Origin of the sequence: Roseovarius sp. (genome assembly GCF_030373445.1) — a bacterium.
In the GTDB taxonomy this organism is placed as follows: domain Bacteria; phylum Pseudomonadota; class Alphaproteobacteria; order Rhodobacterales; family Rhodobacteraceae; genus Roseovarius.
The window spans coordinates 20116-34146 of record NZ_JAUCYU010000016.1 but is presented as its reverse complement, the minus strand read 5'-3'; the positions used below and the strand labels follow the sequence as shown (position 1 = coordinate 34146).

Annotated in this window: 15 protein-coding genes; 6 read left to right on the top strand and 9 right to left on the bottom strand. The window is 66.8% G+C overall.

All coding sequences use genetic code 11. The features are described from left to right. Positions 1–243, bottom strand: coding sequence for a DUF4170 domain-containing protein (locus QUV18_RS22405; RefSeq protein ID WP_300896390.1), 243 nt, complete (start codon positions 241–243; stop codon positions 1–3). Between the two features lie 130 nt (positions 244–373). On the opposite strand from QUV18_RS22405, the gene QUV18_RS22400 reads away from it, so the two are divergent. Beyond that, positions 374–1111: a glutamine amidotransferase gene (locus QUV18_RS22400; RefSeq protein WP_300896389.1), complete on the top strand. Its 738-nt coding sequence runs from the start codon at positions 374–376 to the stop codon at positions 1109–1111. Positions 1112–1115: 4 nt separating this feature from the next. On the opposite strand, the gene rpiB is transcribed toward QUV18_RS22400, so the two are convergent. Then, entirely contained in the window at positions 1116–1556 is a 441-nt protein-coding gene (gene rpiB, locus QUV18_RS22395) for a ribose 5-phosphate isomerase B (RefSeq protein WP_300896388.1), read from the bottom strand. Between the two features lie 163 nt (positions 1557–1719). Between rpiB and QUV18_RS22390 the strand changes: the two genes are divergently transcribed. Then, positions 1720–2181 carry an Rrf2 family transcriptional regulator gene (locus QUV18_RS22390; RefSeq protein WP_300896387.1) on the top strand — a complete coding sequence of 154 codons (462 nt, stop codon included), beginning with the start codon at positions 1720–1722 and terminating at the stop codon, positions 2179–2181. Continuing rightward, the gene (locus tag QUV18_RS22385) at positions 2171–3061 is read left to right on the top strand and encodes an NAD(P)/FAD-dependent oxidoreductase (RefSeq protein WP_300896386.1); all 891 of its coding nucleotides are present in this window, start codon (positions 2171–2173) and stop codon (positions 3059–3061) included. The genes QUV18_RS22390 and QUV18_RS22385 overlap by 11 nt, the downstream gene beginning before the upstream one ends. Positions 3062–3249: 188 nt before the next feature. Here the strand turns inward: QUV18_RS22385 and QUV18_RS22380 are convergent, their stop codons facing one another. The 6 genes from QUV18_RS22380 to QUV18_RS22355 form a co-directional block, all read right to left on the bottom strand. Continuing rightward, positions 3250–4596, bottom strand: coding sequence for a S41 family peptidase (locus QUV18_RS22380; RefSeq protein WP_300896385.1), 1347 nt, complete (start codon positions 4594–4596; stop codon positions 3250–3252). Positions 4597–4603: 7 nt separating this feature from the next. Next, on the bottom strand, positions 4604–5731 hold the full coding sequence (locus QUV18_RS22375) for a peptidoglycan DD-metalloendopeptidase family protein (RefSeq protein WP_300896384.1): 1128 nt from the start codon (positions 5729–5731) through the stop codon (positions 4604–4606). Beyond that, positions 5728–7245 (bottom strand): 2,3-bisphosphoglycerate-independent phosphoglycerate mutase, encoded by a 1518-nt coding sequence (gpmI, locus tag QUV18_RS22370; protein WP_300896383.1) that lies wholly within the window; start codon positions 7243–7245, stop codon positions 5728–5730. The genes QUV18_RS22375 and gpmI overlap by 4 nt, the downstream gene beginning before the upstream one ends. A gap of 107 nt (positions 7246–7352) precedes the next feature. Next, positions 7353–7823, bottom strand: a complete 471-nt coding sequence (gene rlmH, locus QUV18_RS22365; RefSeq protein ID WP_300896382.1) for a 23S rRNA (pseudouridine(1915)-N(3))-methyltransferase RlmH — start codon at positions 7821–7823, stop codon at positions 7353–7355. Next, on the bottom strand, positions 7824–8177 hold the full coding sequence (gene rsfS, locus QUV18_RS22360) for a ribosome silencing factor (protein WP_366914697.1): 354 nt from the start codon (positions 8175–8177) through the stop codon (positions 7824–7826). A 200-nt stretch (positions 8178–8377) separates the two neighbouring features. Beyond that, on the bottom strand, positions 8378–9733 hold the full coding sequence (locus QUV18_RS22355; protein ID WP_300896380.1) for a mechanosensitive ion channel domain-containing protein: 1356 nt from the start codon (positions 9731–9733) through the stop codon (positions 8378–8380). A gap of 98 nt (positions 9734–9831) precedes the next feature. Here QUV18_RS22355 and QUV18_RS22350 point away from each other — a divergent pair, with 98 nt between their 5' ends. Next, on the top strand, positions 9832–10758 hold the full coding sequence (locus tag QUV18_RS22350) for a histone deacetylase family protein (protein WP_300896379.1): 927 nt from the start codon (positions 9832–9834) through the stop codon (positions 10756–10758). A 4-nt stretch (positions 10759–10762) separates the two neighbouring features. Here the strand turns inward: QUV18_RS22350 and QUV18_RS22345 are convergent, their stop codons facing one another. After that, positions 10763–11692, bottom strand: coding sequence for a LysR substrate-binding domain-containing protein (locus QUV18_RS22345; RefSeq protein ID WP_300896378.1), 930 nt, complete (start codon positions 11690–11692; stop codon positions 10763–10765). 263 nt (positions 11693–11955) lie between these two features. Between QUV18_RS22345 and QUV18_RS22340 the strand changes: the two genes are divergently transcribed. Next, positions 11956–12852, top strand: coding sequence for an ABC transporter substrate-binding protein (locus QUV18_RS22340; protein ID WP_300896473.1), 897 nt, complete (start codon positions 11956–11958; stop codon positions 12850–12852). A 150-nt stretch (positions 12853–13002) separates the two neighbouring features. Beyond that, the gene (locus tag QUV18_RS22335) at positions 13003–14031 is read left to right on the top strand and encodes a betaine/proline/choline family ABC transporter ATP-binding protein (protein ID WP_300896377.1); all 1029 of its coding nucleotides are present in this window, start codon (positions 13003–13005) and stop codon (positions 14029–14031) included.

The window sequence follows — 14031 nt, the reverse complement described above, 5'->3', positions numbered from 1 at the left end:
TCAGCCCAGTTCCTCGGTCGACGAGGCCGGGGTTTCCTCGTCGCGCAGGCGGTGCAGGTGGGCGATGTAGTAGCGCATATGCGCGTTGTCGACGGTGCGGTGCGCCTCGGATTTCCACGCGTTGTAGGCGCTCTCGTAATCGGGGAAGATGCCGACGATATGCAGGTCGTCGACATTCTTGAAGACATTGCGCGAGGGGTCTTCCAGCTCGCCGCCGAAAACGAGGTGCAGGCGTTGGGTCATGGCGTGTCCTCCCGCTTGGGTCAAATCGGGCGCAGGGTAGTCCTTTGCCCGGCAGGGTCAAGCGCGCCGCCTTGACGGGGGGCGGGAAAGCGGCCAGTCAGAGGGAGGTTTCCAGCGGGATCGTTCCACCATGCCCAAGCCCTTTCTTATCCTGCAACTGCGCCCCGAACAGGAGGCCTCCGACGACGAGTTCGCGGCGATCCTGCGCAAGGGCGGGCTGGAGGAGGGGCAGGCGCGGCGGGTGCGGCTGGACCGCGAGGATCTGCCCGGCGATCTGCGGCTTGACGCGTTTTCCGGGGTGATCGTGGGCGGCGGTCCCGGCTGTGTCAGCGACGCGCCAGAGGAGAAGACCGAGGCCGAGGCGCGGATCGAACGGCAGGTTCTGTCGCTGATGCCCGAGATCACGGCGCGCGATTTTCCCTTTCTCGGCTGCTGCTACGGGATCGGCATTCTCGGCAAGCACCTGGCCGGCGATGTCAGCAAGCGGGCGCATGGCGAGGCGGTGGGCACCTCGGCCTGCGAGGTGACGGCCGAGGGCAAGGACGACCCGCTGCTCGATGGCGTGCCGACGGCGTTCGACGCCTTCGTCGGCCACAAGGAGGCCTTGCAGGCGCTGCCGCAGGGCTGTGTGCACCTCGTGCGGTCGGAGGCCTGCCCCTTCCAGATGGTCCGCCACGGCGCGCATGTCTATGCCACGCAGTTCCACCCCGAGGCCGATGCGGACGGGTTCGAAACCCGCATCCGCATCTACCGCAACAAGGGGTATTTCCCGCCCGAGACGGCGGATGACCTGATCGCCATGTGCCGCGCGGCTGAGGTGTTCGCGCCGGAGATGATCCTGCGGAATTTCGTGGCGCGCTACGGCTGAGGGCTTAGCCCTCGATCATGTCGACCCGCGTGGCGTGGCGGCCGCCCTCGAACTCGGCTTCGAGGAACGCGTCGACGATGTCGAGCGCCAGCCCTTCGCCCACAACCCGCGCCCCGAGCGACAGGATGTTGGCATCGTTGTGCTGGCGGATCATCCGGGCCGAGAACGTGTCGGAGCAGACGCCGCAGCGGATGCCCTTCACCTTGTTGGCGGCCATCATGATGCCCTGCCCGGTGCCGCAGAGGATGATGCCCAGCGCGCAATCGCCCGAGGCAACCTTGTCCGCCGCCGCCTGTCCGTGCTTGGGGTAGTGGGTGCTTTCGGGCGTCATCGGCCCGATATCCACGGCCTCCCACCCGGCGGCGGTGATGTGCGCGGCGATCGCCTTGCGAAGGTCGATGGCGGCGTGGTCGCTGGAGAGGACGATGCGCTTGGCTTCTGTCATGGCAGGGGTGCCCCGATCTGGAGTGTCGTGAATGGGAGGTGGGGACTGCCTAGCAAACCCGGCCGGCTTTCGGAAGCCCGAAAGGGCGTCGCCGCGGGCGGTATCTTGCCGCGGATCGGGTGGGGGCTTGCGGTGCCGGGCGAATCGTAACATATGAAGTTACATGAAACGGGACAGCCGCCTTTCCTCGGTCCTCCACGCGCTCCTGCACATGGCCGAGCGGGACGCGCCGATGACCTCGGAACAGCTTTCGCGCTGCCTCGGGACCAACCCGGTGGTGGTAAGGCGCACCATGGGGTTCCTGCGCCGGGCCGGGATCGTGGCGTCGGACCGCGGGCAGGCCGGGGGCTGGCGGATCGCGGCGGACCTGTCGGCGATCACCCTGCGCGACCTGCATGTCGCGCTGGAAGAACCGGGTTTCTTCGCCATCGGCCACCGCAACGATACGCCCGACTGCCTTGTCGAGCAGTCGGTGAATGCCGCGCTGGACCAGACCCTGGCCGAGGCCGAGGCGCTGCTTCTTCGGCGCATGGGAGAGATCACGCTGGCCGATCTCGCCAAGGATTTCGCAACACGCTTCGCCGCCCGGCGGCAGCAGGTCGAGGATTGGAAGAATGGTGCATGATGTTGTTATCATTGGCGGCGGCTATGCCGGTATGGCAGCGGCGCTTCAGTTGCTGCGCGCCCGGCGGTCGGTGGCCGTGATCGATGCCGGGCTGCGTCGGAACCGGTTTGCCAGCCATGCCCATGGGTTCCTGTCGCAGGACGGCGTGCCGCCCGACCAGATTGCCGCGCAGTCGCGGGCCCAGTTGGAGCGCTATCCCGACCTGACATGGATCGAGGGGGAGGCGATATCGCTCGACGGGCCGCGGGATGCCTTCGTGGTCGGGCTGAACGACGGGGCGCCCCTCACCGGGCGCCGGATCCTGATGGCCGCCGGGGTGCGGGACGCATTGCCGGAGATCGAGGGGATCGAGGAACGCTGGGGCCGGTCGGTGTTTCATTGTCCCTATTGCCACGGCTACGAGCTTGACCGGGGCCGGATCGGCGTGATCGGCAGCGGGCCGATGTCGGTGCATCAGGCGGAATTGCTGACGGAATGGGGAAGTGTCACCTTTTTTCCCAATGGCGCTGTCGAGCTTGAGGCCGACCTACGCGAGGCGCTGGAGACGCGCGGGGTGACGGTCGAGGAGGCGGTCATCGAGAGGATCGAAGGCACCGCCGACATTTGCCTTGCCGATGGCCGCCGGCTTGCCTTTGCGGGGCTCTTCGCCGCGCCGACCGTCTCGCCCGCCAGCCCGCTGGCGGAACGGGCCGGCTGCGCGCTGGAGGACACGCCGATGGGGGTGATCCTTCGCACCGATGCTGCCAAGCAGACCTCGGTGCCCGGCATTTATGCCTGTGGCGACGTGGCCTCCATGCCGCATTCCGTCTCGCTGGCGGTGGGCGATGGCGCGATGGCCGGGGCGCAGGTGCACCGCTCGCTGGTCTGGCCGGAGGCATGAGCGGGACAACGATGCCGCAGGCCCCGGCGATGCGCCCATCCATGCCGAGAGGGTGGCGCGGCAGGTGCCCGGGCTACCTGATCTGCATGTGATGACCGGCCTGCTTCCGGCCGAGCGGGTGCCGGCGCCCGCCAAAACGAAAAGGCCGCGGGCAATGCCGCGGCCTTTCCGGTGTCTGTGAGGCGGGCTCAGTTCGCGCCGTTCAGCGCCGTCAGCCCCTTGAGGATGTCGATGGCATAGGCCAACTGGTAATCCTCGTCGCGCAGCTTGGCGGCCTCTTCGGCGCGCTCCTGCTCTTCCTCGATCTGGCGGATTTCGTCCTCGGACAGGCTGTCATTGTCCAGCCGGCCGCGCAGGTCCGCCTCGGAGCGCGAGCGGGGGCGGGTGGTGTCTTCCGCCTCGTCCTCTTCCTCGCTCGCGGGGGTGGTGCGGGGCTGGGCCACGACGATGTCGGGCGACACGCCCAGCGCCTGGATCGAGCGGCCTGACGGGGTGTAGTAGCGCGCGGTGGTCAGGCGCATCGCGCCATCGCCCCGCAGCGGCATCACCGTCTGGACCGAGCCCTTGCCGAAGCTCTTGGTGCCGACCACGATGGCGCGGCGGTGATCCTTGAGGGCACCGGCGACGATTTCCGACGCGCTGGCCGAGCCGCCATTGATCAGCACCACCATCGGCAGGCCGTTGGCGAGGTCGCCCTCGGTCGCGTTGAAGCGCTCGCCATCCTCGGGGTTGCGGCCCCGGGTGCTGACGATCTCGCCCTCGTCGAGGAAGGCGTCGGCCACCTTGATCGCCTGGGTCAGCAGCCCGCCGGGGTTGTTGCGCAGGTCGAGCACGATGCCGGTGACCTTGTCCATCCCGCCGGCTTCCTCGATCTGTTCGTTGAGGCCGCTTTCGAGGTTCTTGAATGTCTGGTCGTTGAAGGTGGTCACGCGGAGGACGACCGAGTTCCGTTCGGTCCGGGCGCGCACGGCGGTCAGCTTGATGGTGTCGCGGATGATCGAGACGTCGAACGGCTCGGCCTCGCCCTCGCGCACCACGGTGATCACGATTTCCGAGCCGACCGGCCCGCGCATCATGTCGACCGCCTCGTCGAGGGTCAGGCCCAGCACGCTTTCGCCGTCGACATGGGTGATGAAGTCGCCCGCCTCGACGCCCGCGCTGTCGGCCGGGGTGCCGTCGATCGGCGAGACGACCTTCACGAAGCCTTCTTCCTGCGTCACCTCGATGCCGAGGCCGCCGAATTCGCCGCGCGTCTGCACGCGCATGTCGGCGGCGTCGTTGGGCGAGAGGTAGCTGGAATGCGGGTCGAGCGAGGTCAGCATGCCGTTGATCGCGGCCTCGATCAGCTCGCCCTCGTCCACTTCCTCGACATATTGCGAGCGGATGCGTTCGAAGATGTCGCCGAACAGGTCGAGCTGTTCGTAGACATTCGTCGTCTTGGCGGCTTCCTGCGCCAGAAGCGGCGCGGCGACCTGTGTTGTCACGACCACGCTGGCCAGCGTTCCGGCCACTGCAGCCATAAGGAATTTCTTCATGGGTTCGTCATCCTCTGTCTGTCTTGAACCACGCCTCTGGATCGACCGGCGTGTTGTCCTGCCTGACCTCTACATAAAGCGTTTCCGTCTGTCCGGCGCCGTTGCCCTCCCGGGTCAGAAGGTCGTCGGCGCCGGTATCCGGCCCGCCCATAAGGCCGACCGGGCTGCCGCCGGGCAGCACTTCGCCTGTTTTCCCATAGACCACATCAAGCCCCGCGATCACAAGTAAAATGCCCGCCTGCGGCTCGAGAATGATCACATTGCCGTAATCCAGAAGTGAGCCGCGATAGCGCACCGTGGCGGGCGCCGGGGTGGTCACCAATGCACGCGGGCGGGTGGCCATGACGATGCCGGGGCGGGTGATGCCGGCGGCGTCGGCCTCTCCGGCGCGACGCAGGATCGTGCCCTTGACCGGCAGAGGCAATTCGCCCTTGCGGTCGGAGATGCCGGGCAGGCTTCCCGGGGCCTCGTCCACCGCGATCTGGCTGAGGCCGCTGGCGAAACCTTCCAGCGTTTCGGTCGAAGCCACCAGCAGGGCGGTCTGCACCGGGTCCTCGGTAAAGCGTTTCGGCAGGTCCGTGCGGTCGGCAATGGCCTGGCTGAGGGCGGCGCGGGCGCTCTGGGCGCCTTCCAGCCCGTCCTGAAGCTTGTCGGCGGCGCTTTGCTGCAACGCGCGCAGCACGGTCACCTCCTGCAGATCCTTGCGCAGGCTGCGGGCACGCTCGTTGAGCGCCGGGGCGACCTCGGCCAGGATCATGCCCGAGCGTGCGGTGCCCACGGGGCCCGAGGGGTGGACGAGCTGCACCGGGGTGGGCGAGGCGCCGATGCCCTGCAGAACGCCCAGCAATTGAGCGATCTCGCCCTCGCGGGCCTGCAGGTCGCGCGACAGCACTTCCTCGCGGATGGCGGCGCGGCGCAGGCCCTCGCGCATGGCTTCCAGCCCGTCCTCGTAGGCGCGGATCGCCTCGGTCAGGGCGCGGACACGGTTGCGGGCGCCATCGGCCTCGTCGAGCAGGGCGCCGGCCTCGGCCAATCGCGTGGCGGCGGCGCGGGCGGCCTCGGCGGGCTGGGCCGCTTCCTGCGCGGTGGCCGCGCCGGCAAGGCACAGGACTATGAGCGCGGCCGCCAGCCTCATGAAAGCAGGCTCTCCCCGGTCATTTCGCGGGGTTTGTCGAGCCCCATCAGCGCCAGCACCGTCGGCGCCAGGTCGGCCAGCCGACCGGAGCGCAACGTCGCACCCTCGGGCCCGCCGGCCAGGATGACGGGCACCGGGTTCAGCGTGTGGGCGGTGTGGGGCTTGCCGGTCTTCGGGTCGATCATGGTTTCGCAATTGCCGTGGTCCGCCGTCACGATCATCGCGCCGCCGGCCTTGTCAAGCGCTTCCAGCACGCGGCCCAGCCCCTGGTCGACCGCCTCGCAGGCAGCGATGGCGGCCGTCAGGTCGCCGGTATGGCCCACCATGTCGGGGTTGGCGTAGTTCACCACGATCAGGTCGAAGCCCTTCTCGATGGCGCCGACGAAGTGATCGGTCACCTCTGCCGCCGACATCTCGGGCTGCAGATCATAGGTCGCGACCTTGGGGGAGGGGGCCATGTAGCGCTCTTCGCCGTCTTCGGGGGCTTCCTTGCCGCCGTTCAGGAAGAAGGTGACATGGGGATATTTCTCGGTCTCGGCGGCGTGGAACTGTGTCTTGCCCTTGTTGGCGACCCATTCGCTGAGCGTGTTGGCGGGACGCTCGTCGGGGAAGATGCAATCCATGTAGGTGGAGTGGCGCCGCGAATACTCGGTAAACCCGCTGACGATGGCGAAGCGCGGGCGCTTGCCGGTGTCGAAACTGTCGAAATCGGGGTCGGCGAAGGCGGCGAGGATCTCTCGCGCGCGGTCGGCCCGGAAGTTGAGGCAGAGGATGCCGTCGCCATCGGCCATGCCCGCGTAATCGCCCAGCACGCGCGGCTTGATGAACTCGTCGGTGCGGCCCTTGTCATAGGCGTTGGCGATGCCCTCGGCGGCGGTGGTGGCGGTGTACCCCTTGCCCTGTGCCAGCGCCTCGTAGGCCAGTTGCACCCGCTCCCACCGGTTGTCGCGGTCCATGGCGTAATACCGGCCGGAAACGGTGGCGATATAGGCCCCTTCGGGCAGCGACCGGCGCAGCGCCTCGAGATAGGACTTGGCCGAGACCGGCGCCACGTCGCGCCCGTCGGTGAAGGCGTGGATGGCGACGGGGATGCCGTGGCCGGTCAGGGCGTTGGCGGCGGCGATCATGTGGGTGATATGCGAATGCACCCCGCCATCCGACAGCACGCCGAGGATATGCGCGGTGCCGCCCGTCTCCTTCATCTTCTCGACGAAGCGCAGGACGCCGGGCAGGGTGGCAAAGGCGCCGGTCTCGATCGCCTGGTCGATGCGGCGCAGGTCCATCTCGACCACGCGGCCGGCGCCGATGTTCATGTGTCCCACTTCCGAATTGCCCATCTGCCCCTCGGGCAGGCCCACGTCGGGGCCGTGGGTGATCAGCGTGGAATTCGGGCAGGTCGCCATCAGCCGGTCGAAATGCGGGGTATCGGCCAGCACCGGCGCGTTGGCCTCGGTCCGGTCGGACAGCCCCCAGCCATCGAGAATGCACAGCACAACGGGTTTGGGTACGCTCATGGTCACTCCTGCCTGCCTGCGCGCCTTCTAGCGCGGTCGCAAGGCCGGGGAAACCGGTTTGCGTTAACAGGCGGGGATATGCCGCGCATTCGGGCAGTCACGGCGGCTCATTGCCGGTGATAGGGCGCCCCGGCAAGGATCGAGGCGGCGCGGTAAAGCTGTTCGGCCAGCATCACCCGGGCCAGCATGTGGGGCCAGACCATCTTGCCGAAGGAGAGCTTGAAATCGGCTTTGTCCCGGAGCCCCGGCTCGATCCCGTCCGCCCCGCCGATGACGAAGGCCGCGTCGCCCCGCCCCTCGTCGCGCCAGCGGCCGAGGAGGTCGGCGAAATCGGGGGATGACAGGAGTTTGCCGCGCTCGTCCAGCGCCACGGTCAGCGCGCCCTTGGGGATCGCCCGGTCAAGCAGCTCGGCCTCGGCGCCCATGCCGCCGCCCTTGCGGTCCTCGACCTCGGCCATGGCAGCGGGGCCAAGCCCCAGCGCCCGCCCCGTCCGGTCGAACCGGGTCAGGTAATCATCGAGCAAATCGCGCTCAGGGCCGGAACGCAGCCGGCCCACGGCACAGATATGAACGCGCATTCAGCTTGGTGTGGCGGCGGCCTGGTGGGTCGGCAGCCACATTTTTTCCAGCTGGTAGAACTCGCGCACTTCCGGGCGGAAGACATGGACGATGACGTCGCCCGTGTCGATCAGCACCCAGTCTCCGGTATCCTTGCCCTCGATCTTGCTGGCGACGCCAAGCTCGGTCTTCAGGCGCTCGGCCAGTTTCTCCGAGATCGACGAGACCTGACGGCTCGACCGACCGGAGCAGATCACCATGTAATCGCCGATCGCGGTTTTCCCGCGCAGGTCGATCTGCACGATGTCTTCGGCCTTGTCGTCGTCAAGTGAGGTCAGGATACGCTCAAGCTGCGTTTCGCTCGTTGCGTTCATTGCGGGCAAGCCTTGCGCCGCAGGGTCAGCGGCCATTGCCGCGTCAGCCGTAAAAGACAGGACATTGTCCTCCTTCATTGCACACCGACCAAAGCCCCGGTGCCGGGCATAGGCTAAAGGTAGCAAGCGCAAGGTGACATTTCAATGAATGCTGATGGGCCCCGCGCGCGGCGTGGCGCTTTTGCGCCATGTGTTTCGACTCAGTCCCTGACCTCGGGCGCGGTGGGCAGCTCCGATCCCGGCGGTTCGGGGTCGTTGCCCAGCAGCCTGACCTCGCGCTGCGGGAAGGGGATGGAGATGCCGTTCTCCTTAAAGGCGTCCCAGAGCGCCAGGTAGACGTTGCCCCGGATATTGGTGAGCCCCCCGGTCGGGTCGGAGATCCAGAACCGCAGGATATAGTCGACCGAGCTGTCGCCGAAGCCCACGATATGGCAGACCGGCTTCTTGAAGCTCAGCACCCGCTCGACCTTCTGCGAGGCCTCGATGGCGATGCGCCGCACCTCGTGGGGGTCGTCGGCATAGGCGGTGCCGAAATAGATGTCCAGCCGCACGTAATCGTTGGAATGCGACCAGTTCACCACCTGGCCGGTGATCAGGTCCTCGTTCGGGATCAGGTATTCCTTGCCGTCCCGCGTGGTGATCGAGACGTAGCGTGCGCCAAGGCTGTTGATCCAGCCGAAGGTTTCGCCAAGGCTGATCACGTCGCCCGGCTTGATCGACCGGTCCAGCAGCAGGATCACCCCCGAGACGAGGTTCGACACCACCTTCTGCAGGCCGAAGCCAAGGCCCACGCCGATCGCCCCCGACAGCACCGCAAGCCCGGTCAGGTCGACGCCCACCGCCTTCAGCCCGATGAAGAAGGCCGCACCGTACAGGACCACCTGCAGCAGCTTGATTGCCAGCACCTGCATCGAGGGCGAGATTTCCTTGTTCGACCGGATCCGCGCCGACGTCGTGCCAGAGATGAACCGCGCGCCGTACATCAGCAGGATGATCACGGCGATGGCCTGCAGGATCACCCAGAGCGACAGGCGCATCTCGCCGAATTCGATCGCCGCGCTTTCCAGCAGCGATTGCGCCTCGTCGGTCAGGTCGAGAATGCTCAGCGTCACCCATGTCCAGCCGACGTAACGCACCGCCGAGCGGATCACGCCATTGGCGATCAGCCGGGTGACGATGGCGATGATCAGCCATGCCAGCGCAAGCTGGGCCACGATGAAGATCAGGTACGACCGGCTTGGCCACGTCACCTCTCGCATGATCCAGACGGCGGGCCAGCTCAACAGCACGAAGAAGATCAACCGCAGCCGCCGGTGGATCAGCACCAGGAAGCGCATCCGCCATTTCGGCCAGCCCTCGCGCGTGCGCATCCAGTTATGCAGGCGCGGCCCGAACAGGCGCGACAGGATATGCGCCACCACCACCAGTCCGACGATGATCGCCACCTGGTAGGCGTTCCACGGCCGGAGCAGGTTCAGCGCGAAGACGTGAACCTGGTCCCAGACGCCGAGGGCGATCTGTTGTGCATCCTCGAGGGAATTGATTTCCTCATCCATGGACAAAGAGTTACATGCGGCGCCGCACCCGGCAAGTCTGCACTGGACATGGGCGGCATCTGGCGTAGGCTCGGCATCCGCGGCAACCGGAGACCATGATGACCACCCTTCTCGTGACCCATGACGATTGTAGCCACCACCTGACGCCCGCGGGCCACCCCGAGCGCGTCGCCCGGCTGGAGCACCTGTTGCCGGCGCTGGAGGGCAAGGCCCTGACCCGGATCGAGGCGCCCGAGGCCAGCGACGACGATGTCTGCCTTGTCCATCCGCAGGCCTATATCGACCGCATCCGCGCCGCGGAACCGAAAGAGGGGATCGTCGCGCTCGACGCCGATACGCACATGTCGCCCGGCTCCTTCGCGGCGGCGATGCGCGCGGTGGGCGGCGCGATGGCGGCCGTCGACATGGTGATGGCGGGCGAGGCCGCGAACGCCTTCGTCGCCACCCGCCCGCCGGGGCACCACGCCGAAACCGAGACGCCGATGGGCTTCTGCATCTTCGGCAACGTGGCCATCGCCGCCAAGCACGCGCTCGACCGGCACGGGCTGTCGCGGGTGGCCATCGTCGATTTCGACGTGCACCACGGCAACGGCACGCAGGACCTGCTGTGGTCCGAGGCGCGCACGCTGTTCGTCTCGTCCCACCAGATGCCGCTCTGGCCCGGCTCTGGCGCGGCCGAGGAACGCGGCGCGCATGACAACATCATCAACGTCCCCCTCGCCCCGCAGACCGCCGGCGACGGGTTCCGCAAGGCCTACGAGGCCCAGGTCTTCCCGGCGCTGGAGGAGTTTAAGCCGGAGCTCCTGATCATCTCGGCGGGGTTCGATGCCCACAAGGCCGATCCGCTGGCCAACCTGATGCTGGACGAGGATGATTTCGCATGGGTCACCCGCAAGCTGTGCGAGATCGCCGCCCGGCATGGCGAGGGGCGCGTCGTCTCCTGCCTGGAAGGGGGGTATGACCTTGGCGGCCTGTCGCGCAGCGGCGCGGCCCATGTCGACGAGCTGATCCGCGCGGGAAGTTGAGGCCCTATCCGCTGGCGTAGCGCTTGCGCGCGGCGCTTTCGCTCATCAGCCATTCGGCGACGACGTCGCTTTCCGCGTGCTGCTTCGCGCGGGTCCGGCGCAGCAGGTAATAGCCCGATTCCGTGCGCACATGCGTGTCGCCCAGCGGCTTAACCAGCGTGCCGGCCTGCAAATGCCGGTCGACCAGGTGCCCCCAGCCCAGCGCGATGCCCAGCCCGTCGATCGCCGCCTGTATCGCCAGCGGGTAGGTGTTCACGAAGGTCGACAGCCGCACACTGGCCGGGTCGATGCCGTGATGGCCCAGCCACGTCTTCCAGTTCAGCCATTCGGTGTGGTTGTTCGTCACCTCGATCAGCGATTGCGCCGGCAGTTGCTCGACCTTCTCGACCCGCGGCTCGCAGAGCAGGTAACCGGGCGCGCAGACCGGGAAGACCGTCTCGCCGAACAGCCTGTCGGCGGTGTAGCCGGGCCAGTCGCCGTCGCCGCGCAGGATCGTCAGGTCGAAATGCTCGGCCAGGCACTCGCTGTCGATATCCGAGGACACGAGGCTGATGGTGATATTGGCATTCGACTGGTGGAAATTGTGCAGCCGGGGCATGAGCCACAGCGACGAGACCGAGTTGGTCGCGGCCATCCGCACGGTACTGCGCTGGCGCTCGCTCAGCATGTTCTCGGAGGCGCGTTCCAGCGTCTTCAGCGCCGGCACGATTCCATTCAGAAGCTTGCGCCCGTGATCGGTGAGGCGCACCGAACGGTGCCCCCGGACGAAGAGCGCACAGTTGAAATGATGCTCCAGCAGGCGGATCTTTCGGCTGACCGCCGTTTCGCTGACGTGAAGCTCTTTCGCGGCCGCGGCAAAGCTTTCCAGCTCCGCCGCCGCCTCGAAGGTCAGCAGGTAGTCGAGCCGTGGCAGGGCCGCCCTGTTTTTAAGCATCTTTGTCTGGCCTCCCCGGCTGGGCAGGTGGAGAATGCAGTCGCAGCAAAAGCTACAGGGCCGCACCGGGATTTGCCAAACTTTTTTTGGGGCCAACCACAACCAATTTAGAATCAGAACCGGCCCGGATGTTTGCGATACTGCCCCTGCTGAAAGAAGCGGCCCGGACAAACCGGGCGCTCGAACCGCAATGGGGAGTTAACATGAAACTAACGAAAATCGTGTCGGTGGCGGCCCTTGGCCTTGCCACGGCGACCGCCTCGATGGCGCAGGAAGACAGTTCCGAGCCGATCGTCATCCCGATTCACAACTGGTCGAGCCAGATCGTGATGTCGCACGTGGTCGGCCAGATGTACGAGATGATGGGCAACAACGTCGAATTCGTCACCACCGACAGCCAGGCGGTGTACGAATCGGTCCGCCTCGGCGACGTGGCGCTCGAGCTCGAGGTCTGGGAAGGCGCGTTCGGCGCCTCGTTCCGCACGGCGCTGGAAAAGGGCGGCCTGCACGACGCGGGCGACCATGATGCCGTAACGCGCGAAGACTGGTGGTACCCGATGTGGACCAAGGATGCCTGCCCGGGCCTGCCCGACTGGAAGGCGCTCAACGACTGTGCCGACATCTTTGCCACCGCCGAGACGGGCGACAAGGGGCTGTTCCTCGACGGTCCGGTCGACTGGCTCAAGCACGGCAAGGAACGGGCAGAGGCGCTCGACCTGAACTACGTGGTGAAGAACGCGGGCTCCGCCGCCGCCCTCTGGGCGCATATCGGCGCGGCCGAGTCGGACAAGACGCCGGTGCTGGTCTTCAACTGGACGCCCAACTTCGCCGAAGCGGTCTGGCCCGGCGAATTCGTCGAGTTCCCCGAATGGGAAGACGGCTGCGACACCGATCCGGCGAAGGGCCCGAACCCCGACGCGCTCTATGATTGCGGCAACCCCGCCGACGGCTACCTGAAGAAGGCCGCCTGGGACGGGATGAAGGACAAGTGGCCGAACGCCTACGAGGTGCTGACCAAGATCTCCTTCACCAACGCCCAGATCGCCGAGATGGCCAAGCTGGTCGATATCGACGAGTACGAGCCGGAAGAAGCCGCCCAGATCTGGCTGGAAGAGAACGAGGACGTCTGGAAAGCGTGGATGCCGGAAGGCGCCACCTGACCCGCCTCTCCGACCCCTGTCCGGCCGCTGCGCCGGGCAGGGGCGTTTCCATCGCTCCAGTCGCCCGGTTCGCACATGCCGCACGGGCGATTTGGTCACTTCGCGGGCATGCCGTACCATCGGCCTGCACCAGCCAGGGATAAACCGAACATGACCAGCGAACCCCCCGTCATTTCCTGCCGCAACGCCTGGAAGATCTTCGGCCCCGATCCGAAGGGGTACCTGCGAACCATGCCCGAGGGGCACAGCTACGACCAGATCCGCGCCGATGGCTATATCGCAGGGGTCAAGGATGTCTCGGTCGACGTGGCCAAGGGCGAGATGCTCGTGATCATGGGCCTGTCGGGCTCGGGCAAATCCACCCTCGTGCGCTGTTTCTCGCGCCTGCATGACATCACCGGCGGCACGATCGAGGTCGAGGGGCAGGACATCATGGCCCTGTCCGAGAACGACCTGATCGAGCTGCGGCGGTCCAAGATGGGCATGGTGTTCCAGTCCTTCGGCCTGCTGCCGCACCGCACCGTGCTGGAAAACGTGGCCTTCCCGCTGGAAATGCGCGGGCAGGACAGGCACGCGCGGCGCGAACGCGCGCTCGAGGTGATCAAGCTGGTGGGGCTCGAAGGGCGCGAGGATTACTTCCCGCGCGAGCTTTCGGGCGGCCAGCAACAGCGCGTGGGCATCGCCCGCTCGCTCGCCATCGAGCCCGATATCTGGTTTCTCGACGAGCCCTTCTCGGCGCTCGATCCGCTGATCCGCCGCGAGATGCAGGACGAATTCCTGCGCCTGCAGGACATGCTGGGCAAGACCATCGTCTTCATCACCCACGATTTCGACGAGGCGCTGCGCCTTGCCGACCGTATCGCGATCATGAAGGACGGCGCGATCGAGCAATGCGACACGCCCGACCAGATCGTGCTGAACCCCCAGACGGCCTATGTCCGCAAGTTCACCGAGGATATCGACAAGGCCCGCGTGGTGCATGCCGGCGTGCTGGCCGCCCCGGTCAACGGCCAGGCGCCCGAGGGCGAGCCGGTACAGGGCGACATGACCATCCTGCAACTGGCCCGGCAACTGGTGAACGACACGCGCGATCATCTGCCGGTGACGGCGAAGGACGGCACGTTGATGGGCGTTCTGGAACGGCGCAAGGCGCTCGACGTGCTGCTGGGGGACCAGTGA

Bases quoted from the DNA above. Each gene is read 5' to 3' on its own strand.
- QUV18_RS22400 (WP_300896389.1), top strand. From the start codon at position 374: ATGCCCAAGCCCTTTCTTATCCTGCAACTGCGCCCCGAACAGGAGGCC.
- QUV18_RS22385 (WP_300896386.1), top strand. From the start codon at position 2,171: ATGGTGCATGATGTTGTTATCATTGGCGGCGGCTATGCCGGTATGGCA.
- rpiB (WP_300896388.1), bottom strand. From the start codon at position 1,556: ATGACAGAAGCCAAGCGCATCGTCCTCTCCAGCGACCACGCCGCCATC.
- QUV18_RS22335 (WP_300896377.1), top strand. From the start codon at position 13,003: ATGACCAGCGAACCCCCCGTCATTTCCTGCCGCAACGCCTGGAAGATC.
- gpmI (WP_300896383.1), bottom strand. From the start codon at position 7,245: ATGAGCGTACCCAAACCCGTTGTGCTGTGCATTCTCGATGGCTGGGGG.
- QUV18_RS22390 (WP_300896387.1), top strand. From the start codon at position 1,720: ATGAAACGGGACAGCCGCCTTTCCTCGGTCCTCCACGCGCTCCTGCAC.
- QUV18_RS22350 (WP_300896379.1), top strand. From the start codon at position 9,832: ATGACCACCCTTCTCGTGACCCATGACGATTGTAGCCACCACCTGACG.
- rlmH (WP_300896382.1), bottom strand. From the start codon at position 7,823: ATGCGCGTTCATATCTGTGCCGTGGGCCGGCTGCGTTCCGGCCCTGAG.
- QUV18_RS22345 (WP_300896378.1), bottom strand. From the start codon at position 11,692: ATGCTTAAAAACAGGGCGGCCCTGCCACGGCTCGACTACCTGCTGACC.
- QUV18_RS22355 (WP_300896380.1), bottom strand. From the start codon at position 9,733: ATGGATGAGGAAATCAATTCCCTCGAGGATGCACAACAGATCGCCCTC.
- rsfS (WP_366914697.1), bottom strand. From the start codon at position 8,177: ATGAACGCAACGAGCGAAACGCAGCTTGAGCGTATCCTGACCTCACTT.
- QUV18_RS22405 (WP_300896390.1), bottom strand. From the start codon at position 243: ATGACCCAACGCCTGCACCTCGTTTTCGGCGGCGAGCTGGAAGACCCC.
- QUV18_RS22340 (WP_300896473.1), top strand. From the start codon at position 11,956: ATGGCGCAGGAAGACAGTTCCGAGCCGATCGTCATCCCGATTCACAAC.
- QUV18_RS22380 (WP_300896385.1), bottom strand. From the start codon at position 4,596: ATGAAGAAATTCCTTATGGCTGCAGTGGCCGGAACGCTGGCCAGCGTG.
- QUV18_RS22375 (WP_300896384.1), bottom strand. From the start codon at position 5,731: ATGAGGCTGGCGGCCGCGCTCATAGTCCTGTGCCTTGCCGGCGCGGCC.